The organism is Limnobacter sp. (assembly GCF_046297615.1).
Taxonomy (GTDB): Bacteria; Pseudomonadota; Gammaproteobacteria; order Burkholderiales; family Burkholderiaceae_B; genus Limnobacter.
Window position 1 is genome coordinate 507,724 of record NZ_JBKBHM010000002.1, and the last position, 21,052, is coordinate 528,775.

18 protein-coding genes and 3 tRNA genes are annotated in these 21,052 nt (G+C 56.1%); 7 read left to right on the forward strand and 14 right to left on the reverse strand.

Going from position 1 to position 21,052, the window contains the following annotated elements:
- Positions 1-45: 45 nt before the first annotated feature.
- From ACK4FF_RS06390 to ACK4FF_RS06410, 5 genes are read right to left on the reverse strand one after another with little or no spacing between them, the layout of a single operon-like run.
- Complete coding sequence (locus ACK4FF_RS06390; RefSeq protein ID WP_409706114.1) at positions 46-1,692, reverse strand: TolC family protein; 1,647 nt, start codon at positions 1,690-1,692, stop codon at positions 46-48.
- A gap of 5 nt (positions 1,693-1,697) precedes the next feature.
- Positions 1,698-3,044, reverse strand: coding sequence for an HlyD family type I secretion periplasmic adaptor subunit (locus ACK4FF_RS06395; protein ID WP_409706117.1), 1,347 nt, complete (start codon positions 3,042-3,044; stop codon positions 1,698-1,700).
- Between the two features lie 17 nt (positions 3,045-3,061).
- Positions 3,062-4,993, reverse strand: a complete 1,932-nt coding sequence (locus ACK4FF_RS06400; protein ID WP_409706120.1) for a peptidase domain-containing ABC transporter — start codon at positions 4,991-4,993, stop codon at positions 3,062-3,064.
- A gap of 18 nt (positions 4,994-5,011) precedes the next feature.
- On the reverse strand, positions 5,012-5,428 hold the full coding sequence (locus ACK4FF_RS06405; RefSeq protein WP_409706123.1) for a hypothetical protein: 417 nt from the start codon (positions 5,426-5,428) through the stop codon (positions 5,012-5,014).
- A gap of 12 nt (positions 5,429-5,440) precedes the next feature.
- Entirely contained in the window at positions 5,441-6,079 is a 639-nt protein-coding gene (locus ACK4FF_RS06410) for an RNA polymerase sigma factor (RefSeq protein WP_409706126.1), read from the reverse strand.
- Positions 6,080-6,514: 435 nt separating this feature from the next.
- Here ACK4FF_RS06410 and ACK4FF_RS06415 point away from each other — a divergent pair, with 435 nt between their 5' ends.
- Entirely contained in the window at positions 6,515-7,201 is a 687-nt protein-coding gene (locus ACK4FF_RS06415; RefSeq protein WP_409706129.1) for a LuxR C-terminal-related transcriptional regulator, read from the forward strand.
- A gap of 101 nt (positions 7,202-7,302) precedes the next feature.
- Here the strand turns inward: ACK4FF_RS06415 and ACK4FF_RS06420 are convergent.
- The 6 genes from ACK4FF_RS06420 to ACK4FF_RS06445 form a co-directional block, all read right to left on the reverse strand.
- Positions 7,303-7,395 (reverse strand) — tRNA-Leu (locus ACK4FF_RS06420).
- A gap of 14 nt (positions 7,396-7,409) precedes the next feature.
- A tRNA-Cys gene (locus ACK4FF_RS06425) sits at positions 7,410-7,483 on the reverse strand.
- Positions 7,484-7,562: 79 nt separating this feature from the next.
- Positions 7,563-7,638 (reverse strand) — tRNA-Gly (locus tag ACK4FF_RS06430).
- A gap of 149 nt (positions 7,639-7,787) precedes the next feature.
- Entirely contained in the window at positions 7,788-8,507 is a 720-nt protein-coding gene (gene queC / locus ACK4FF_RS06435) for a 7-cyano-7-deazaguanine synthase QueC (RefSeq protein ID WP_409706132.1), read from the reverse strand.
- Positions 8,508-8,595: 88 nt separating this feature from the next.
- A complete protein-coding gene (cysC, locus tag ACK4FF_RS06440; protein ID WP_409706135.1) occupies positions 8,596-9,210 on the reverse strand; it encodes an adenylyl-sulfate kinase in 615 nt (204 codons plus the stop codon).
- On the reverse strand, positions 9,207-10,226 hold the full coding sequence (locus ACK4FF_RS06445; RefSeq protein ID WP_409706615.1) for a TIGR03032 family protein: 1,020 nt from the start codon (positions 10,224-10,226) through the stop codon (positions 9,207-9,209). Before ACK4FF_RS06445 ends, cysC begins: the two co-directional genes overlap by 4 nt.
- Positions 10,227-10,519: 293 nt before the next feature.
- On the opposite strand from ACK4FF_RS06445, the gene metG reads away from it, so the two are divergent.
- The 4 genes from metG to ACK4FF_RS06465 are packed head-to-tail and all read left to right on the forward strand — an operon-like array spanning position 10,520 to position 15,365.
- Positions 10,520-12,574 carry a methionine--tRNA ligase gene (gene metG / locus ACK4FF_RS06450; protein ID WP_409706138.1) on the forward strand — a complete coding sequence of 685 codons (2,055 nt, stop codon included), beginning with the start codon at positions 10,520-10,522 and terminating at the stop codon, positions 12,572-12,574.
- Positions 12,575-12,588: 14 nt separating this feature from the next.
- Positions 12,589-14,250: a SulP family inorganic anion transporter gene (locus ACK4FF_RS06455; RefSeq protein WP_409706141.1), complete on the forward strand. Its 1,662-nt coding sequence runs from the start codon at positions 12,589-12,591 to the stop codon at positions 14,248-14,250.
- Between the two features lie 45 nt (positions 14,251-14,295).
- Entirely contained in the window at positions 14,296-14,481 is a 186-nt protein-coding gene (locus tag ACK4FF_RS06460) for a DUF3460 family protein (protein ID WP_409706144.1), read from the forward strand.
- Positions 14,478-15,365, forward strand: coding sequence for a segregation and condensation protein A (locus ACK4FF_RS06465; RefSeq protein ID WP_409706147.1), 888 nt, complete (start codon positions 14,478-14,480; stop codon positions 15,363-15,365). Before ACK4FF_RS06460 ends, ACK4FF_RS06465 begins: the two co-directional genes overlap by 4 nt.
- 130 nt (positions 15,366-15,495) lie before the next feature.
- On the opposite strand, the gene ACK4FF_RS06470 is transcribed toward ACK4FF_RS06465, so the two are convergent.
- Positions 15,496-15,828, reverse strand: a complete 333-nt coding sequence (locus ACK4FF_RS06470; RefSeq protein ID WP_409706150.1) for an H-NS family nucleoid-associated regulatory protein — start codon at positions 15,826-15,828, stop codon at positions 15,496-15,498.
- 64 nt (positions 15,829-15,892) lie between these two features.
- Complete coding sequence (locus tag ACK4FF_RS06475) at positions 15,893-16,489, reverse strand: isochorismatase family protein (protein WP_409706154.1); 597 nt, start codon at positions 16,487-16,489, stop codon at positions 15,893-15,895.
- 128 nt (positions 16,490-16,617) lie between these two features.
- On the opposite strand from ACK4FF_RS06475, the gene ACK4FF_RS06480 reads away from it, so the two are divergent.
- Positions 16,618-17,436, forward strand: coding sequence for a sulfite exporter TauE/SafE family protein (locus ACK4FF_RS06480; RefSeq protein ID WP_409706157.1), 819 nt, complete (start codon positions 16,618-16,620; stop codon positions 17,434-17,436).
- On the opposite strand, the gene ACK4FF_RS06485 is transcribed toward ACK4FF_RS06480, so the two are convergent.
- Positions 17,437-20,496 (reverse strand): SpoIIE family protein phosphatase, encoded by a 3,060-nt coding sequence (locus ACK4FF_RS06485; RefSeq protein WP_409706160.1) that lies wholly within the window; start codon positions 20,494-20,496, stop codon positions 17,437-17,439.
- A gap of 198 nt (positions 20,497-20,694) precedes the next feature.
- Here ACK4FF_RS06485 and ACK4FF_RS06490 point away from each other — a divergent pair, with 198 nt between their 5' ends.
- Entirely contained in the window at positions 20,695-21,033 is a 339-nt protein-coding gene (locus ACK4FF_RS06490; protein WP_409706163.1) for an STAS domain-containing protein, read from the forward strand.
- The last annotated feature ends 19 nt before the right edge of the window (positions 21,034-21,052 follow it).

The window sequence follows — 21,052 nt, forward strand, 5'->3', positions numbered from 1 at the left end:
CTTTATTGGCCTATTGTGCGCACTTTACCGACAACAATCAAGGTTTTACCGATAGAAACGCGGATCCAGAATCGGCGCGGGTTTCAAGGTGGGAATGTTGGCCTTTTCAGTCTCAGACACCGACACCCTCGCCTTCTCGGCATCACGCTGAATCTGCAGGCGCTGGGCCTGAGTCAAAGTAAATTCATTGGCCTGTTTGACATCACGGGAATTCACAGTCAAACCCAGTCGCTGGGCGATTTCTTCATCTGCAGGGGCCGCCGCAATGTCCGCAGTTTCCTGCAGGCTTTTTTCGAGGCGACTACGTTCGGTTTGCTGAGCGAAAAACTGGGCAAACCACTCTGCTTCAGCACCACTGGTGGGCATGAATTGCCCGGTGGCATGCATCAGTCGAAACCCGGCCTCGCGCGAGTCAAACACCGCATTGATGTAGGCAATCAAAACGTTGAAGTATTCCACCTGCGCATCCAGCATCACGATCACAGTCTCACGGCCAAAATCGCGCAAGCGTTTGCGGTTCTTGAACACTTGCAGAGAATCGTTGTAAGCCACGCGCAAGGTGTTGGAGCGTCCGGTGGCGGCGATGTATTTGCCCCACTGGAAGCGAACTGTTTCTTCGATGCGCAGACGGGTGGCTGCCAACTGAGCCCGACGCGTGTCGATGGTGGCCGCAGCCTGGTTCACCTTGGCCACTTGTTCGCCGCCCGAAAAAGCGCTGTACGCCAAACGCAGGTTGACCGAACTGTCACTGGTTTTACCGGTGAACGGGTCCTTCTCACCAAAAAACTGCTGAATGCCCACCACGTTCAAGGTGGGGTACAAGCTGGCATCCTCGGCTTTGTAATTGTGGCGGGCCTTGGTGATTTGATACTCAGCCACACGAATTTCCGGGTTGCCAAACACTGCCTTGTTGACCGCATCATCCAGATTGGCGGGCATCTGGGTGCGTTTGACCTCCAGCTCGGGCACGTTGTAGCCCTCTGGGTAGGCACCAAAATAACGGAAGTACGTGGCCTTGGCTTCTTCCAATTGGCCTTCGTAGTTGACCAAGCGATCCTGGGTCACAGCCAATCGCGCTTTGGCGAATTGCGCATCAGTCACACCGCTGCCGCCCAACTCCACCCGCTTTTGTTCAAGCGCCAACAACTGAGCCACAGCGGACTCGGCAGCACGGGAAGCCTCAACCAACAAAGCGTTGCGGGACAAATTGTTGCTGGCAATAAAGCCGTCAAGCACCACATCCTGCACTGTGCGGTTGAACTGCCCATCTGCGATGGTTTTGTCAGACAACGCCGCGTCGACACGCGCGCCAATTCGACCTGCGGAGTAAACCGGCTGAGTCACTGTGATGTCGGTAGACTGGCGGTTAGTGACTGTGGAGCTGGAACTGGCATTGGCACCCACGGAAATTTTGGGGTAGTACCCGGCCCTGGCCGCGTCCTCAATGTATTCCGATGCATTCACATTGATGCGCGAAGTCACAATCTCGGGGTTTGTGCGCAGCATGTTCAGAAACCGCAGCTTGGCTTGGTCCTGAATACTCATATTCGCCGCCTCAGCGGGCTGAATCCGGCGGGCAGGGCCAGGCACGCCTGCCTGCTTGCTCAGGTTTTGTGCCGTGACAGGAAAACAGGCCGCTGCGCCAAGCGCGAAGGCGATGCAATGGGCAATCAGTCGAGGTTTGGCGTTCATTCGGATCATGGTTCGCGGAAGGCTTCTTTCTTGAGCTTCAACACGGGTTTCAACAAGTAATAAATGAACGGCTGCGAACCGACCTTGATGTCCACTTCAGCGGTCATCCCCGGTGAAATTCGCAGAGGTGCCTGCGGTGTTCCAAAAAATGACTTGTCGGTGCTGACGATGAGGCGGTAAAAGGGCCCAGTGTCCTCGGTTCCAGCATCAGTGTCCGCAGCAATCTGGCTGACTTTACCGGGCAAGGTACCGTAACGCAGAAAGTCATAGGCAGACACCTTCACTTGCGCTTCCTGATCCATGCTGACATAACCACGGTCCGCAGGTGACAAGCGGGTTTCCACCACCAGTACCTCATCCACGGGCACCACTTCCATGATGGGCTCACCTTGGCGAACCACGTTCCCCACCGCTTGAAGCTTGAGGTTTTTCACCACGCCATCAATCGGGGAACGAATCACGGCACGGTCACGCTGGTCTGAAGCACGCCCAATGTCTTCCTTCAAGCTGGCCAACTGGCGCTCCAGCGTGGTCAGCTCATCCGCAGCTCGGCGACGGAACTTGCCCTCTTCTTCCAGCTTGCGCGCACGACGTTCGCCTACAGAGGCTTGAGCCGAGGCGATGGTTTGCTTGATTGAGGCCACCTCGGCCAACAACGAATCGTAGTCGCGTTTTTTGGCGAGGTATTCCAACTGCGACACCAGGCGTTCGCGCACCAATTCCTTGGTGATTTCCAATTCTCGCAGCGATGTGGTGGCCCGGTTTTGCAAACCTTCCAATTTGGCCTGCAATTCTCCAACCTTGCCTTGATTGCTTTCCATCTGGCTTGAATTCACAGACAGCACACCGCTGAGTTCAGCCATGCGGGCCACATACGTGGATTGCTCAGTGCGATACAACTCAGGAAAGTCTTTGACAATTTGCGGTGGATACTCAGGCTGGCGACCCGATGCTTCGCCCAGCAAGCGGGCCCTGCTCATTTCCAAGGCCGCACGGCGGCTTTTCAATTCTTCAATGTTGATGCCGGAGGTGGCCAGGTCCAGTTGAACCAGCACCGCCCCTTCCTTGACCACATCACCTTCTTTCACCGCCAGCTCTTTGACAATACCGCCTTCCAAGTGCTGAATACTTTTGACGCGGGAAGAGGGAATCACCTTGCCAGGGGCGGTCACCACCTGGTCTACGCGAATGAACAAGGAAGCAAACAAGGCCAGCGCAATCAAGCCCAGGGCAAAGCGGCTTTTTGTGTCAAAGCCTCCGCCTGTGGGTTTGTACAGTGCGGGCACTTCCAGCACACGCGGATCGGTCTTGGGCACTTCCGCCAGTGCATTGTTGGATTTGTTGCTGCTCATGTTGCTTAACTCGTTCATCACGCTTGCGCGGCTTGACCGCCCGGTTCAAGTTTGTCATTGTCGGCTGACTCACCCTGCTCCGAAGAACCAACCTGAGCGGGTTCAACACCAGCCACCGCCGGCTTGACAGCCACCGCTGGCACGGGTTTGGGCACAGAGATGCCGTACAGCAGCTTGAGCATTTCAGGCGTGGAACCGACGTGCAACTTGGAGGCTTTGTCCAAGTAAATGATCTTGTCGCAGATGGACATCAAGCGAACCGAATGCGTCACCATCACAATGGTTTTAACCGTGGCCAGGCTTTTGAACACCGCCATCAGATGGGTTTCAGCCGCAAAATCCAGGTCATTGGTGGGTTCGTCCAGCAGCAGCACCGGCGCGTCAGAAAGAAATGCCTGCGTGATTGCGATTCGGCGGCGTTGACCACCGGACAGCCGGTTACCACCTTCGCCCACTTCAGTCATATACCCATTGGGCATTTTTGCAATGAAGTCATGGGCGCCAGAGCGTTTGGCAGCCAGCAGAATCTGCTCGTCCGTGGCATCCGGGTTTGAACGGCGCAGGTTGTCCACAATCGTGCCTTCGAACAACTGGGAAGTTTGGGGCAAGAAACCAATCCAGCGGGCCAATTCTTGGCGGGAAAACTGCGACAGGTCGTATTCGTCCAGAAGGATTCGGCCTGACTGTGGCTCGTACAAACCACGCAACAACTTGAGCAAGGTTGACTTACCCGCACCGTTGTCACCAGCCAATCCATAGATGCCTCGCGGGCCAATCTGGGCGGACACGGACTTGACCACTTCTTTTTGAGCCCCCAAATGCTGGTAGCTCACATTTTCAAGGCGCAAGGCACCGGAAGGCATGGGCAACACCAAGCCGGTGTGCTGTTTTTCGCCTTCGGAGTCGAACACTTGGTTCAAGCGGTCTGTGGCTTCACGGGAATGCGCGATGGAGCGCCAGTGCCCGATGAGGGAGGCCAAGGGGCCGATGGATTTGCTGGCCATCATGTTGGCGGCAATCAAGCCACCCACGGTCATCCATTGGTTGATGACGGCAACCGCGCCCACGGCCGTGATGGCCACGTTCACGCACAGCATGATGGAGGTGGACAGCTCACGCTGGTCTTCCATCTCACCGTTTTTCTGGAACGATTCCTGCACCCAGGCGTTGTAGCTGCCGACCCAGGCGCGTTTGGCGGATTCGTCCTGAACCAGGCTTTTGATGGCTTCCCGACCGCGACACACCTCAGCCAGCACTTCGTCGCGCCGGCGGGCACGCGCAAACTCTTCCACACGGCGCTTGCGGAATTCGCCCGAACTGTACCAAGCCAAGGCAGCCAATGCGGCCAAACCTGCCAACACCACGGGCAACACAGGCAGTGCCACCGTGGCGATCAAAGCCAACGCCAGAATAGCGAAGGGCAAATCGAGCAGCGTCATGGCCACCGCCCCACTCCACACCACGCGAACGGTGTCTACATCCTTAAACAGTGCATACCAAGCGGCCGTGGAACGGGCCTCCAGTTGGCGCAATGGAATGGACAGGATCTTGTTCATCAACAGGCTGGCAATTTGCCCATCAATTTTCACGGCGGCCACCCGCAGTACCCGGGCACGGAACGAACGCAAAATGAGGTCGGCCGCCAAAATAATGGCCATACCGATCAGCAAAGCCACCAGCGTGTTCAGCCCGGAGCGATAAATGACTCGGTCATAGACCTGCAGCGAGAACACCGCGGGAAACAAAGCAATCAAGTTCACAAACACCGACAGCAAGGCGGCACGTTTGAGCAAGGGCAAAGCCCCACGAATCACCTGCTGTACCGTGTTGCCCTCGGGCAACTGAACCAGCTCCGTGCCGGGCTCGTCAGCGGTCTTGTGGGCCTGCGGTTTCAAACCGAAGTTCCACAGCGCCTCCAGACGTTCTTTAAAGAGATACTTGACAGACATCGACACGTTTCCAGTCAATTACAGAGGCGACGAAGCGCCCACAAGCTTTTGCTGCTGAAGTTTCAAACGCTCCAGCACCACCAGATAAGAGGCAATCAACCGCACCACTGCCGGGCGCATTGCGGCCAGTTGGTCTTTTCCGACTGAAGCCAGAGGGTTATCCTCGGTGCGCACGGCATGGCCTTCGGCGTCCAAAGCCCTGGTCACCCTTTCCAGGACCAGTCCCAGCGCCGCATCAATCTCGGCATCGCTCATCACTTTTGGATGGGCCGCCTGAGTTGAGTCAATCAGGCTGAGGCGTTTTTGCCAGTCCAACACCAAGGCGGCCAAGGCTGGTTCGCGCTGCATTTGCGCTTCAAACGCGGCTTTTTCGGGCCCGCGCATGACGCCAAGCACGTAATCGGCGGCCAGCCAGTTGTAATCATCCTGATTCATGTGCAACTCCTTTCAGGCCAGATAGCCCGGTTGCTCAACATCCACCCGGCTGTTGCGCACGGAAGACATTGCCAGCGCAGCCATTTCGGTTTGGTATTGGTCGTAGACGGTTTTCAGTTCCAGCAAACCTCGGCGGGCCCAGGTTTTCACGGTGCCCAGCGGCACATTCAAATGCTCTGCGATTTCCGCGTGGCTCATGCCGTGGTTGTAGGCCAATGTCAGCACCTGGCGGTACTTGCCATCCAGACGCTGCACGCAGGTTCTCATGATGCTGCCGGAGTCATGCTCATCCGAGGGCTGCACATGGGCATGGCCAAACACCACCTGCTCCGCTTCATCGGGGTCAGCAAACTGGTCGATGGAAATGCTGTTCAGTGTCGGGCCCTGCTGGGCGATCAGGTCGAGCGCGCGGTTGCGCACCACTTGATGCAGCCAGGTTTCCGGCGCGGACAACTTGGCATTGAAGGTGTGGGCATAACGCCAGAGGCGTATGTAGGCATCTTGAAGGACATCCTGAGCCATCCCGGGTTCCCGGACGATACGCAACGCCACAGCGAACATCTTGCGCGAGGTGAGGCGATACAACTCCTCAAATGCAGCGCGGTCCCGCTTGGCGATACGCTCGATCAATGCAGCCAGTTCTTCTTTCAAGAAAGGTCCCCGAGAGTCCTGTTCAAGCCGCTGTGCGGGCCTGTGTAGTAGTAATGTAATTCTGGGAGGTCCCGGAGGGTCCCACAAAAAGGGGGGTTTTCCGGGCCTAATCCACCCATTAAGGTATCCCCCATACCAAGGATGTAACTGCTCGGTATCCCTCAGTCAAGTGATACTAGCAAATGTTGAGGAGGGCCACCAGTCCCTTTCCAGCATTTACCGACAGACAAACCCCTGTTTGTGCACAGTTTTCGTGCATACATGTGAAATAAATCATTCAGTTTTACCGACAAAACTTGAATCCAATTTCACATTCTGGTCAGTAATAGGCGAAGAACAGCAAAAAAGACTTCTCAGCATCCACAAACAAACGGGGCGTAGACCGAGATGACAATTCGATCGAGCTGGCCAAGCCAGCCTACTATGGGTGGGACCATGACGAACGAAAAAATGATGGCTGGACGACCCGTGGTCGGACGGGACAACCTTCCCCAGCAGCAACCGGTGCACAACCGCACCGTCAGCCTGCAACCCATGTTCGTGACCAACCGAACCACCATTGCAGAAATTGACAACCATTTGGCCAGCGCAGAGACGCGCATTGTTGTAGTTACTCTGGAACGTGGCAGCCAGCACGGCGAACACGTGGTGCAACACATTGGTGAGCGCTATCTGGATGTCCGTATTGTTCTGGTGTGCGAAGGCAGCGCCCAAGACATTCTGGCCATGGCCTTCAAAGCGGGCGTTTGGGCCTGTGTAGGCCGTCAGTCTTCGGTTGAAACCCTGCGGGAAGCCATTGACATGGTGGCGTCAGGCCGCCGATACCTGGCCCAGGAACTGGCCAACGCCCGGCCAGCCGCAGCAAGTACTGGCGACCGCAACGAAGCCAGTGGCAGCGTCAACACTTTTGGCGATGAAGAAGACAGCACCCAACTGACCCGCCGCGAGCGCCAGGTACTGACTCTGATTGCCCAAGGCCGTCCACGCCGTGAGATTGCGGAGTTGCTGAAAGTGTCACCCCGCACCATCGACGCGTATCGCGCCCGCCTGCTGCAAAAGCTGAGCCTGGATTCCAGTGTTCAGTTGGTCAAATACGCCATTTCAGCAGGCTTGGCAAGCTGACAGACCGCCAATCTCGCAAACCAGCAGTAAAAAAGCCCGTTCAAAGCGGGCTTTTTTATTGCTGGTTTAAGCAACGCTTACATCACATTAGGGTTTGATTGTGGTGCCCGGGACCGGAATCGAACCGGTACGCCCCTTTTACGGTAAGCGGCGGATTTTAAGTCCGCTGTGTCTACCAATTTCACCACCCGGGCCAGATCGGGTGTAATGGAGGCGGGGGTCGGAATCGAACCGGCGTACACGGAGTTGCAGTCCGCTGCATGACCACTCTGCCACCCCGCCAAGGGTGCACCTGATGGGAATAAAACACATTCCCCCAGACGTGGAAAAGGGGAAGTATCAACTTCCCCTTTTTCGAATATGGAGCGGGAAACGAGGCTCGAACTCGCGACCTCAACCTTGGCAAGGTTGCGCTCTACCAACTGAGCTATTCCCGCGTTCTTGACAACAGTGCGTCGTCGAGAGAACGAAATTATAGCTGAAAAATAACTGCTGTCAAATACTTTTTGAAAAAAAGACAAGAAATTTGCCGTTGCTTAAATCTTGTGCAAAACCGCATGGGTACTTGCTTTGGGCATTTTTTACATCAATAGTTTTCAAGCGTTTGATTTGACTGAAGTTTGTACTTTTCCCATCCGTTTTTGCGCAGCTCGCAGGCCGGGCATGTGCCACATCCGTAGCCCCATTCGTGCCGTTGCTTGCGGTCGCCCATGTAACAGGTGTGGGTGTATTCCTGAATGATGTTGAGCAAAGCAGTGCCGCCCAAGGTGTTGCCCAAGGCGTAGGTGTCGGCTTTGTCGATCCACATCAACGGAGTTTCAAAGCGGAAGCTGCTGGCCATGCCCAGGTTGGTGGCCACTTGCAAGGCTTTGAGGGTGTCTTCACGGCAGTCTGGGTAACCTGAAAAGTCGGTTTGGCACATGCCGCCCACCAAAGTGTCCAAACCACGCCTGTACGCAATCGCGCTGGATATCAAGAAGAACACCAGATTGCGTCCAGGGACAAAGGTGTTGGGCAGTCCGTTGGCGGACAGTTCAATCTGCCGTTCTTCAGTCAGCGCACAGTCTGAAATCTGGCCGAGCCAGGACAAGTCAATGACTCGGTCTTCCCCCAGTTTGCTGGCCCATTGTGGAAATTGGTCTTTGAACTGATCCAGCACTGACAGCCTGCACTCAAGCTCAACCCGGTGTCGCTGGCCATAGTCAAAGCCGATGGTTTCGACATGATCGAATTTGGACAGGGCCCAGGCCAAGCAGACAGTGCTGTCTTGGCCGCCTGAAAACAGCACCAACGCCTTTTTGCTCATAGTCAATCGCTTAAAATCGAGTTGTAGGGCGGGATTCTAGCGTGCAACAACGAAGGGGCAATACTGCAGCGACGGAGTGCATGCTGGGTTAGACAAAAGTGTTGTGCCTCCGTAACCAGCCTGAGATCCCCTGAATCACTTTAGTTACACAGTGGTCAACGGACATGCGTGAGGTATCAAGGTACACCTCGGGGGACGAGGGTGTTTCATAGGGAGCACTAACCCCAGTGAAATCTTCGATTTCCCCCGCGATGGCCCTAGCGTAAAGCCCTTTTACATCACGGGTGATACACACCTCCAGCGGACAATCGCAGTGCACCTCCACGAAGCAGCCCTCAGGCAAATTTCTCCGCACTGCCGCCCTTTCCTTCTCATAGGGGGAAATAATTGCGACCAAAACGATCAAACCCGCATCAACAAGCAGCCGAGCCACTTCGCCAACACGGCGAGTACTTTCCCGACGATCTCCCTCAGAGAAACCAAGATCTGAGTTCAGCCCAGCCCGTATGTTGTCCCCGTCCAGGACATAAGTGTGGTAGCCAAGTTCATTTAACTGAACATCCAGAGCGTCTGCCATGGTCGACTTGCCGGAACCAGAGAGCCCAGTCAACCAAACAATTCCACCAATTTGCCCAAGCTTCGACTCTCTGTCCGAACGAGTCGTTGTGTACGGCTGAAGCACACGATGAACCAACTGATTCACCTCTCAAATGTAACGACAGGATCATCTCCCATCGTTGTCGGCGAACGAATAAATGGGCATTGTTTATCAGGAATCGCAATAACGTCATACAGCTCGGTAACCCCACCATCGATCCTCAACCAATCAACACACACGCCTGTGTTGATGTCGATCACTTGGACACCACACCAAGCCTCGCTGTCAGCTTCCTTGAGCCGATTATCAAGCTCCAAACCTTCGAAACGCTGGTACCTCGGCTTGGACAGACCCACAAATGCATAATTCTTGACCAGCACCAACCCCCTCAAAAAGCCGGGACAAAAAGCCTTGGGCACGAACCGGCCCGGTAACCCAGGGGCATGGTCGACATACCCCAGCTCCCCTTTACCTGCGTTCAAGAGCCACAAAGTCCCGTTGTGAATGCGCGGGGAGTGTGGCATCGACAGACCTTCACAAACAATTTGGTTGTTGCGAACATCGATAACCACCCCGCCGCCTTGACGGCGATCACGCCACCCGTCAATCACATTGGACCGGCTGACCGCAGTAACATACGCGGGGGCACCATCAAGCATAGCCAAACCATTGAGGTGGCAGCGATCTTCAGGAACGATCGCTGTAATAAACGTGGGCTTCCATACCACCTCGAAGCTGTGGATCGTGGACAATCGTGACAGGCAGTTATAGCGCGTATTGACGAACATCGGGGTACCATCCGCTGCGAGGGACAGGTCATGTGCATCCAAGTTCCCGGTATGGTGGGTGGTCCTGGGCAAAAAGCAGGCGTCGAATATTTCATTGGCCAACTCGCCTCGACGAAGAACATCTGCAAACCGAAGAATATGGTCGCTACAGGCCACAAACAGCCCATCCCCCGGGCTGTAATGCAAACCCATGGGTTTGCGCACCGCGCAGTGCTGTACCTGAGATATCCCGTCAGGCCCAGAGCCGACCGTGTGCAGAAGTCCTGATTGATACGAGGAGAAGCAGATTGATACCCCTAGTTCTCGCAGACGTCTGGTCAAGTTTCGGGACATTGAATAACTTGCAGTAGACGAATGATGGGCCTCTGAAGGTACTGAATGCGGATGGATCGCTTTGTCGCTGGATTTCAGATCTGTCACAACGGGTAGCCCAATATGGGTTGAATTTAACTTTCTTCTTTATACCTAACATGCGGGTCCATTGGATTAACCCCACCCCGATGCGTGAGGCAGGCATCAGCAGTTATTCGATGATCCAGATTCTCAAGGCATGAGCATCATCCAGATGCCAGAGCCCAAGCAACGCGTACAATAGAGTTTTAAGCAACAATACGCCTGCAAACACCGTGACACGCCGAATACTGGTTACCTCCGCCCTGCCCTACGCCAATGGCGCCATTCATTTGGGCCACCTGGTTGAATACATTCAAACCGACATTTGGGTTCGCTTCCAGAAGATGCAGGGGCATGAAGTGCACTATGTGTGCGCCGACGACACCCATGGCACCCCAGTGATGTTGCGGGCCCAGAAGGAAGGCATCAGCCCCGAGGAACTCATCGCCCGTGTCAGCGTGGAACATCAGCGCGATTTCGCAGGCTTCTTGGTGGGCTTTGATAACTACTATTCCACCAACGCCCCGGAAAACAAAGCGCACTGCGAAGTCATCTACAAACGGTTGCGCGATGAAGGCCTGATTGAAACCCGGTCTGTTGAGCAGTTCTATGACCCGGTCAAGGCCATGTTTCTGCCCGACCGTTTCATCAAAGGCGAATGCCCCAAGTGCGGCGCGAAAGACCAGTATGGGGACTCCTGCGAAGTGTGCGGCGCCACCTACCAGCCCACCGAACTGAAAAACGCTTATTCGACCGTGTCGGGCGCAGCCCCGGTGCGCAAAAGCTCGGACCATTATTTCTTCAAATTGTCCGACCCGCGCTGCGAAGGTTTCCTGCGTGAATGGACCCAAACACCGGGCCGCCTGCAACTTGAAGGCAGCCGCAAAATGCAAGAATGGCTGGGTGAAGCAGGCAGCGGCAAACTGGCCGACTGGGACATTTCCCGTGATGCGCCCTACTTCGGTTTCGAAATTCCCGATGCGCCGGGCAAATACTTTTATGTGTGGCTGGACGCGCCAGTAGGCTATTTCGCCAGTTTCCAAAACCTGTGCGAACGCATCGGTGTGGACTATCAGGACTTCCTGCGCGCCGATACGCAAACCGAGATGATTCACTTCATTGGCAAAGACATTCTCTATTTTCACGCGCTGTTCTGGCCAGCCATGCTGAAATTTGCTGGCCTGCGCACACCAACGAAGGTGAATGCCCACGGCTTCCTGACTGTGGACGGCGCCAAAATGAGCAAGTCACGCGGCACCTTCATCACCGCCGAAAGCTATTTGCAACAGGGCATGAACCCAGAGTGGCTGCGTTACTACTTTGCAGCCAAACTGAACGCCACCATGGAAGACCTCGACCTGAACTTTGCGGACTTCACCGCACGCGTCAATAGCGACCTGGTGGGCAAGTACATCAACATCGCCAGCCGCAGTGCAGGTTTTCTGGTCAAGTTTTTTGGGGGCCGAATCAAAACCGAGGCCATGCAGCACCCGGTGCTGTTGCAACTGCGCAGTTTGGCCGACACCATTGCCGGCCACTTCGATGAGCGCGAGTACGGCAAAGCCATTCGGGAGATCATGGCCGGTGCTGATGCGGTGAATGCTTACGTGGACCAAGAAAAGCCCTGGGAACTGGCCCGCCAAGACGACCAGCGCGATGCGCTGCACACGGCCTGCACCGTGTGTCTGGAAGCCTTCCGCCTGCTGACGCTGTACTTAAAGCCCGTGCTGCCTGCACTGGCCGCCAATGCCGAACAACTGCTGGGCGTGACGCCCATGGTATGGGCCGATGTACAAGTTCCCCTGCGCAGCGACAACCCCATCAGCGCCTTCAAACACCTCATGCAGCGTGTGGACAGCAAGCAGATTGATGCGCTGATTGAAGCGAACCGACAAACACTGGAGCCCACTGCGCCAACGACAGCCCAACCCTCTGCGGACAAGCCCGCCTCAGGCGACTTCATCAGCATTGATGATTTCGCCAAAGTTGACCTGCGCTTGGGCTTGGTGCTGGACTGCAAGGCAGTTGAAGGCTCGACCAAATTGCTGCAATTGATCGTCGATTTGGGCGAGGCCAAGCCGCGCAACATTTTCAGCGGCATTGCCGCCCACTACAAGCCCGAACAGCTGAACAATCAGTACGTGGTGGTGGTGGCCAACCTTGCCCCGCGGAAAATGAAGTTTGGCGTGTCTGAAGGCATGGTGCTGTGTGCAGCGGCTGAGGATGATTCAGCGCTGTCCACGCTCACCGCACAGGGGCAGTTGAAACCTGGCATGAAAATCAGCTGAACAGGCCCCACACCATGACCCCACCCATCAAGCTGCAGCGGTTCCGCCCCCGGTTACTGAGCAGCTTGAGGGGCTACAACAAAGCCCTGCTCGGGCAAGACGTACTGGCAGGCATCACTGTCGGCGTCGTGGCCCTTCCCTTGGCCATGGCCTTTGCCATCGCCAGTGGCCTGCCCCCACAGGCTGGCCTGTTCACGGCCATCGTGGCGGGCTTCATCATCGCCGCCTTGGGTGGCGCCAATGTGCAAATCGGCGGCCCGGCAGGTGCCTTTGTGGTGGTGGTGCTGGGCATTGTGCAGCAGCATGGGGTGGTCAACCTGTTGGTCAGCACATTCGTGGCCGGTGGCCTGTTGATCGTCATGGGTTGGCTGGGCTTGGGCAGTCTGGTTCGCTTGATGCCCGTCAGCATCGTGATCGGCTTCACCAACGGCATAGCGGTGCTCATTGGCTTGTCACAAGTCAGCGACTTTCTCGGCTTGCCTGCCGTGCACAGCGATCATTTTTTTGAACGGGTGGGCGCGCTGCTGCAGGCACTGCCCAACTTCAACACCGAGGCCTTGGCATTGTCCTCGGCCTGCTTGGTGGTGCTGCTGGGCTGGTCTCGACTGGTGAAGTCATCCTCCTTTAGCAAAGTGCCAGTGAGTGTGGTGGTGGTGGTGGGTGGCACCGCAGCCGCCACGGCGCTGGGGCTGAATGTCGACACCATTGGAGGCCGCTTTGGCGAGATTCCCGCCAGCCTGCCCGCGCTGGCCATACCCGAGGTTCACTGGGCCGCGCTGCCAACGCTGATCGGCCCAATCTTGACCATCGCTTTTCTGTGTGCTGTGGAATCGCTGCTGTGCGCACGTGTGGCCGACGGCATGACGCATGACAAACACAACCCCAACCAGGAACTGATGGCGCAGGGGGTGGCCAACATGGCCAGCGCGCTGGTGGGTGGCATGCCCGCTACGGGCACCATTGCGCGCACGGTGACCAACATTCGCTCAGGCGCCAAAACACCAGTCTCTGGTATGGTTCATGCCCTCACGCTGCTGCTTATCATGGTGCTGGCGGCCCCTTTGGCCTCGCATGTGCCGCTGCCCGTGCTGTCGGCCATCCTGATGTTTGTGGCCATCAACATGGGCGAATGGTCGGAATTCAAGGCCCTGCGCCGCTACAACCCGGTGTACCGCATCATCGTGCTTGCCACCTTCATTTTGACCGTGGTGGTGGACTTGACCGTCGCCGTAGAAGTGGGATTGGCCTTGTCGGCGCTGTTTTTCATTTACCGGGTGTCCAGCCTGACGCAGTTCATTCCAATCGCCTTGCCCGAAACCCCGGAACATGTGGGTTTGAAGGCCTACAGCATTTATGGGTCGCTGTTTTTTGGGGTTGTCGGCAAGATCGAGTCGCTGTGCGCCGACCTGCCCGAATCAACCCACACTGTGCTGCTGGACTTGCACCAAACCATTTCAATCGACACCACAGCGCTGGACGCCTTGCGTGACTTGAAAGCCGAACTGGACCAGCAAGGGGTTCGCCTCAGACTGTGTGGCGCCAACCCACAAGCGCTCTCCTTGTTCAAACGCAGCGGATTCATCGACGCGCTTGGGCCCGACCACCCGGCAGACAGCTTTCAGATGGCCATGAAAAGCATTCTTCAAGGCGGCCCCGACACTGCACCACAGCGCTAGTCACCTGCTAAAATAAAGGCTTACCCGCTTTTTGTGTCCAGAACCATGGCCCATTACGAATCTGAAGCCACTCAATTCCTGAATCAGCTCAAGCAGGAACGCCCCCACTTGGATCAGGAACAACAGCAAGGCCGATCCCTGCTGTGGGACAAACAGCTTGACCGCCAATTGCAAGACGGCTTCAAGCAGTCCAAAGTGCCGCAAAAGCCTTACGTGTACCAAAGCAATTGAGCGAAACGGCTGGCGAGGTTCTCTCGCCGTCTCCTGCGGACAGCACCCCCAACACAGTCGATGGGGTTGCATTGGCGCGCCTGTACGGCGAGCCTTTGTTCAATGTCCCTAAAGACCTTTACATCCCGCCAGACGCCCTTGAAGTGTTTCTGGAGGCCTTTGAAGGCCCTCTGGATTTGCTGCTCTATCTGATCCGCAAGCAGAATTTCAACATTCTGGATATTCCCATGGCGGAGCTGACCCGCCAGTACCTCAGCTATGTCGATGAAATTCGCAGCCGAAACCTTGAACTGGCTGCTGAATATCTGCTGATGGCCGCCATGCTGATCGAGATCAAGTCGCGCATGCTGCTGCCCGTCATTCCCAAGGAAGGCGAAGGCGAAGCTGAAGACCCGCGCGCCGAACTGGCCCGCCGCCTGATCGAATACGAGCAAATCAAAATGGCGGCCCAAGAACTGGAGCGCGTGCCTCTGTTGGGCCGCGATTTCTGGACAGCCCACGCCTTTCACGACCCCAGCACAGTGGTTCAGTACCCTGATGTGAACCTGGACGAGCTGAAAGAAGCCTGGCAGGCCATTTTGCGCAGGGCCTCGCTGGTGAAGGCACACACCATTTCGCGGGAAGAATTGTCGGTGCGGGAACACATGACCATGATTCTACGCCGCCTGCAAACCCTGAAGTTTGTGGAATTCTTTGACATGTTCGACCCGACACGGGGCGTGGCTGTCATGGTGGTTAACTTCATTGCCATGCTGGAATTAACCCGTGAAGGCTTGGTGAAAGTGACCCAGGCAGAGCCTTATGCCCCTATTTATGTCCGCTTGGGTTATGAATCCAAGGGCAGCGAATCGGACAATACCGAGTTTCACGCTACAGAGCAGTAATTTCTCACTCAGAATAATTACGCTGCAATTAAGTGAGTGCTTTCAATTCAGGTCAATTGCATAATTTGTATAAAAATAAAATAAAAAAACCACCCAAACGGGTGGTTTTTTATTTTCCGAATTTCAACAATCAAATGCGCATGGACTCTTCAGACAAGCCCGCCGCCAAGGCATCGCGCATCCAGTTTGGGCGTTTGCCACGGCCAGACCATGTCAATGAAGGGTTTTGTGGGTGACGGAAACGAATGGGCGCTGGCCCCAATTCACGTTTGCCTTTGACTGATTTGTCGCCGCCCAGCTCAGCCAGCAGATCATCCAGTTTCAAGCCTTTGGAGGCGGCCAGTTTCTTGACCTCTTCAATGGCCTGGAGTTTGGCGCTGCGCTGATTCAGTTCGCGCTCGATTTCCGATTTCAGGGCCTGAAGTTCGGAAGCAGACATGGCGGTCAGATTGATTTTTTTCATGGTTATACTCGCTACATTTTGGGGACAACGATTCTATTTTATCCACAAAATGAGGAGAAAATCATTATTTGATTAAATCCAGCACAGTTTTAAAATGCTCGTGCTCGGCATTTTCAAGCCATTCGAAAATCACCATTTCCGTGGTCACCAGTTCAGCGCCATTGCCAGCCAAACGATCAAACGCCGCATCGCGGTTGCGCTCGGTGCGTGAACCACAGGCATCGGTCACCACCCAGACCTCAAGGTCCTGGTCCAGCAGGTCAAGGGCTGTTTGCAACAAACAGATGTGGGTTTCCACGCCTGCAATCACAATGCTGCTGCGAGGCTCGGCCGCACTGGCCTTTTGAAGGTGCTTGGGCAGGCTGCGGGCATTGCCGCTGGCCTGGGGTTTGGCCATCAACAGGTCCACCAGGCCCTCGGGACAAGCGCTGAAATGGCTTTTGCGCAAGCGCCCTTTACACAAAGCGGCCAGTGTGGGGTCGAACTCACCAATTTTCTCGGGCATGTGTTCGGTGGCAAACACGGGCACATGACACTTTTTGGCCATCTGGGCCAGAATGCGGGCATTCTTCAGAACCGACTCATGGTCGTGAATGGCTGGCATCAACTTGGCCTGATAATCCACCAACACCAATTGCGACAATTCATGATTCAACAGCATGGCGACACTCACCTCTTGTAGACAAGGGCCAAGGATAACCGGCCACACGGTGCTGTGGAGCGTGGGTGCCGTGGTTTGCCCGCAATGTCGGTTATGCTGGGCACTGAATTGTTGAACCGATTGTACGAATGACCGCGCTGATTACCGCAACGCTCGGTGTTTTCATCGGCCTACTGATGGCGCTGACTGGCGCTGGTGGGGGGGTGCTGGCCGTACCGCTGCTGATTTTCGCACTGGGCATGCCGGTGCACACCGCCGCCTCCATTTCGCTGCTGACAATGGCGCTGGCAGCCACCGTGGGGGCGTTGATGGCTTTTCAGGCGGGGGACTTGCGCTACCGCGCAGCGTTGTTCATGGGGGTGATTGGCACCCTGGTGTCGCCACTTGGGTATTGGTTGGCCCATCAGGTGAACGCGCGATGGATACAGGCGCTGTTTGCCGCGGTGCTCTGCTGGGTGGCCTTCCGGTCGCTTTTCTTGCAGGGGCAAACACGCGGTATTGACGAACTGCCTGATGCACAAGTGGCCCCTGCGCCCTGCGAGTTGAACCCGGAAACCGGGCGATTCCTCTGGACCTTGCCCTGTGCGAGGGCCCTGTTGGCCGCTGCATCCGTGACAGGCTTGCTCTCAGGCCTGCTGGGCGTGGGTGGCGGTTTTGTGCTGGTGCCCGCCTTGCAACGCTTCACACGTTTGTCGCTGCAATCCATCAGTGGCACTGCCTTGGGCGTGATTGCACTGGTGTCTTGGTGGGGTGCGGGGGTCAGTTGGCTGCATGGCACGCTGGAGCCCAGCCAAGCACTGCCCTTCTCGCTGGCTGCGGTCACAGGCATGGTGCTTGGGCGCCGCCTGGGCCAGTCGGTGGACCCAACAATCGTTCGACGGCTGTTTGGCACCCTGTGCGCCGTAGTGGCCATGATGATGGCCGTCAAAGCCTACAGCGGCGGCTGATTATTCCTTGGCAAACAGCATGGCTGTGATGTTGCTGTCACCCACTCGACGCGATTCAAAACCCTGACTCAACTGGCAGGCGATGGCCAGGCCCAGCCCACCCTCGGGCACGGAGTCGTCGTCCTCGGCGTCAAACACAAAATCGAATTCATGTGCTGCGCTGAGTTGTTCAGTCGAGGGGCACATGGCACCGTGGTCTTGCACCAGCACCGCGAACTGCTCGCCTTCGGTTTGAAGCACCTGCACTTTGAATGGCTGGTTCACATCGGACTGGCTGTGCCGTGTGACGTTGGTGCACACCTCAAACAAGGCCAGGCGCGCCGCATGACGCTGCTCCTCGCTCACCTCAAAACGGGCGAGGCAATGGTCAACATTCTCCACCAGGTCGCTGACGGCACTCAGCACCATGGGTACTTCAAAATGGCAACCTGCGCTGTAGCGCAACTGAAAGGGCTCAGGCAAGGCTTGGCACAAGGCGGACACCTGCGGCAAGGTGTTGGCATCCAGCGCTGTCTCACGAACGGGTTGGTACTGACCGAATTGCAGGGCGAGCAACGACACTTCCACCCCACCAGTGCGCTCGTTCAATGCCAGGCCGATGCCATGAACGGCGGACTCAAGGTCTTGATCCGCATGTTGTTCAAACAGATGGTTTGCAACATCCTGATCAAACAAGTCTGGCGGCACCAAATACAGCCGATCTCCGGCGTTCAACACAAACCCCACTTCCCTGAATTCACTTTCAGCACTCAAACCCACTGCGGGGCCGTAGGCACCCAAGGGTTCGCTACACCCATTGGCCCGGGCTATGCAGCTTAAGGGGTAGCCCGCCAGCGCCAAGCTGCCTTCACCGGTCTGGGTATTCAAAGTGCCATACACCATGGCGAATTCAAGGTCGCGAATCTGCTCAACCAACACCAAGGCGTTCAATTCGCTCAGCACATTCACAGGCCTTAACAAGCGATGCTCGTGGCCCATTTTGTTGCGCTGATCGTAAGCGGCTGCAGTCAACTGGCGATGCAGGGCCCAGCCACGCGTTGCACCCACCAACCCACTGCCACTGGCGCTGAGGTGAAAAAAGGCGATTTGGTCGCGGCCCAAGTCCACGATGTTCATGTAATGGCGTGAAGGTTGGCCGTGGCCATCAAACAACCAACGCGATTGAACATGGCCGTAGGACAGTTGGGGGTCGGGTAGATTGGAGAGTTGCATGTGGGTGATCTGCTGCATGTCTTGCTCAATGTCGTGACGCAGCGATTTCAAAATGTTGTTCTTGTTGATCATCCGTTTGTGATAGTCAGCGATCCGCAAGCCGTTGGCCAGTCGAATGTAGATTTCGCGCGCGGAGTAAGCGACGAGTGTGCAATTGTCCACCCCGGCCAACAGGGCCCGCATCATCTGACGGTGGTTCTCGGGGCGTGTGAGCATCAAGGCAAACAGGCTGCGGTTGGCACCTTGTCCCCGGGCGTTCCACAGGAAAGCCTCTAGGTCGCGTGGCATGGAGGCCAGGTCCAACAGCAAGAAGGTGTAGTAGCGCTGGCGCAGCGCATCGGCAGCCTGCTCGGATTCGTGAACCAAGTCCACTTGATAACCCCATTCCTTGAGGTTGCCCGTCAACCAATCCACGTCGGGTCGATCGGTGAACAGCAGCACGCGGCTGTTGTCTTTTCTGCGCGCAAACTGGAATGGCTCCGTCATTTCCGGGGTTTGGTGGGCATGCGCGCCGAATTGGGCCAGCAACCGCTTGGCCAGCGAGGGTGAATCGTCGGTTTGGCTCTGCTCAATTAGACCGTGCCACTGGATGGCCAACAGCGAAGCGTCATCCTCGAAAACACGGTCTGCTGGCTTGCCATTCGCCCAGTTCACCAAATGCTGACGGCTCATGGCCAGTTGACTAGGCAAGGCCAATGTAGCACTGTCCTGCAACAGTTTGGCAAGTTGCTCTTGACCGAGTTGCTGACCCTGTTGATCACGCAACTCGGTCAATCCATCGGTGTAGAAAAACAGACGCGTGCCCACCTGCAAGGGCACGGTGACATCCTCAAAACCGGGGTCGTCCACGATGCCGATTGGAAAGGAGGCCTGCCCTACAAGCTCCAATGACCCGCTCGGGTGCTGAACCATGGGGTAAGGGCTGCCGGCGGTGGAGAACGTCACCGTGGCTGCGCGCGCGTCGATCAGCCCATACACCACGGTGAAATAGACCTCGGAGCCTTCCTGCATGGGGTACCGGGCGTTGAGAATGTTCAACACCTCGTGAGGCCTGCGAACGCGGGCTGCACCAGAGGTTTTACATCGGTCGATCAAAACGCCTTCATAGGGATGGGTCGACAACACCCTGGACAAGGCCAGTGCACGCAGTGCAGCGGGCACGCCGTGCCCCACCACGTCCAGCATGTAAAAGGCTGTGGTGTGCTCATCAAGCTGCATCAGGTTCAAGTGGTCGCCCGACACATACAACTTGGGCATCCAGAAATAATCAAACTCCACACCCGGGTAACGCACTGAACGGTCAGGCAGTTGTGAGGCCTGAAGCGAGGCCATGGCGCGCAGGTCGCGGCTTGACTCCCGAAGCGCCTTGGGCACCTCGGCCCGAAGGGTCTGCAACTTGTGCTGCAGTTGAATGATGCGCCGCGCCACCAGCAGCCGAACAGACAGTTCGCCCTGGTCCAGCGGCTTGTGAATGAACTCGTCGGTGCCCGCCATGAGGGCGCTAAGTATGTAGCGCTCTGCGGAATGTGCTGACATGAGGATGAAATAGACAAAGCGATCGGGCCAACGGTTGCGTATTGCTGCGCACACATCCAGGCCAGTGGTGTGTTCAAGCTCCCAATCACAGATCACCAGATCAATCTGTTCCTGCTCAATGCGATCAACCACACCGTCTTGCCCACTGGAGACCAGTGAGCTATACCCCAGCCGTTCGCACAGCGAGGCCACGGTTGTTCGGCTGACTGGGTCATCGTCGATGACGAGAACCTTCAAGGTGTGTAGTTCTGCTGCTGAGTTGACCACGGCAATGCACTGTTGAAGACCACGCCAAGAAGGCGCGTGATTCATTGGCCCGACACCAAACCCACCGAAAATGCGAATTGATCAGGACAAAACACGAATTTAGCCACAAACGTGTTGCCCTTTTTAACACTCGGTGTATGCTGAAGTATCGGCATAGTTTTGATCTGATTCACATGATGAATCATTTTTAAACATTTAGCTGTCAGCAAAGTTGCTACTTCCAGACTCTAATCGACCCTTTTCATGATCACAGTGTCCAACCACGGAGCCATTCAGGTTATCCACGTGGAATCTCAGATTGTGGATTCACGCATCGCAGGCGCGATCCGTCAAACAGTGGCCGGCATGGTGCCCCCCCATCAATTGTTTGTCATCGAATTCGGGAAAACCAATTTGATTGACAGTGGGGGCTTGGCCGGTTTGGTGATGTTGCAGAAGTTCATCAAGAACAACGGCTGCAGATTGAATCTGTGCCACCTCACGAAAACCGTAATGTCGGTGTTTCAGATGACACGGATGGACAAGGTGTTTGTGCTGGCCGACACCTTGGACAATGCGCTGAACAACCTGAACGCTGGCTGAGTTCGGGCTGCCCCGCCCG

Excerpts from the sequence above, each read along its gene's own strand:
- ACK4FF_RS06390 (WP_409706114.1), bottom strand. The coding sequence starts at position 1,692 with ATGAACGCCAAACCTCGACTGATTGCCCATTGCATCGCCTTCGCGCTT.
- ACK4FF_RS06395 (WP_409706117.1), bottom strand. The coding sequence starts at position 3,044 with ATGAGCAGCAACAAATCCAACAATGCACTGGCGGAAGTGCCCAAGACC.
- ACK4FF_RS06400 (WP_409706120.1), bottom strand. The coding sequence starts at position 4,993 with ATGTCTGTCAAGTATCTCTTTAAAGAACGTCTGGAGGCGCTGTGGAAC.
- ACK4FF_RS06405 (WP_409706123.1), bottom strand. The coding sequence starts at position 5,428 with ATGAATCAGGATGATTACAACTGGCTGGCCGCCGATTACGTGCTTGGC.
- ACK4FF_RS06415 (WP_409706129.1), top strand. The coding sequence starts at position 6,515 with ATGACGAACGAAAAAATGATGGCTGGACGACCCGTGGTCGGACGGGAC.
- queC (WP_409706132.1), bottom strand. The coding sequence starts at position 8,507 with ATGAGCAAAAAGGCGTTGGTGCTGTTTTCAGGCGGCCAAGACAGCACT.
- ACK4FF_RS06445 (WP_409706615.1), bottom strand. The coding sequence starts at position 10,226 with ATGTCCCGAAACTTGACCAGACGTCTGCGAGAACTAGGGGTATCAATC.
- ACK4FF_RS06455 (WP_409706141.1), top strand. The coding sequence starts at position 12,589 with ATGACCCCACCCATCAAGCTGCAGCGGTTCCGCCCCCGGTTACTGAGC.
- ACK4FF_RS06460 (WP_409706144.1), top strand. The coding sequence starts at position 14,296 with ATGGCCCATTACGAATCTGAAGCCACTCAATTCCTGAATCAGCTCAAG.
- ACK4FF_RS06470 (WP_409706150.1), bottom strand. The coding sequence starts at position 15,828 with ATGAAAAAAATCAATCTGACCGCCATGTCTGCTTCCGAACTTCAGGCC.
- ACK4FF_RS06475 (WP_409706154.1), bottom strand. The coding sequence starts at position 16,489 with ATGCTGTTGAATCATGAATTGTCGCAATTGGTGTTGGTGGATTATCAG.
- ACK4FF_RS06480 (WP_409706157.1), top strand. The coding sequence starts at position 16,618 with ATGACCGCGCTGATTACCGCAACGCTCGGTGTTTTCATCGGCCTACTG.
- ACK4FF_RS06485 (WP_409706160.1), bottom strand. The coding sequence starts at position 20,496 with ATGAATCACGCGCCTTCTTGGCGTGGTCTTCAACAGTGCATTGCCGTG.
- ACK4FF_RS06490 (WP_409706163.1), top strand. The coding sequence starts at position 20,695 with ATGATCACAGTGTCCAACCACGGAGCCATTCAGGTTATCCACGTGGAA.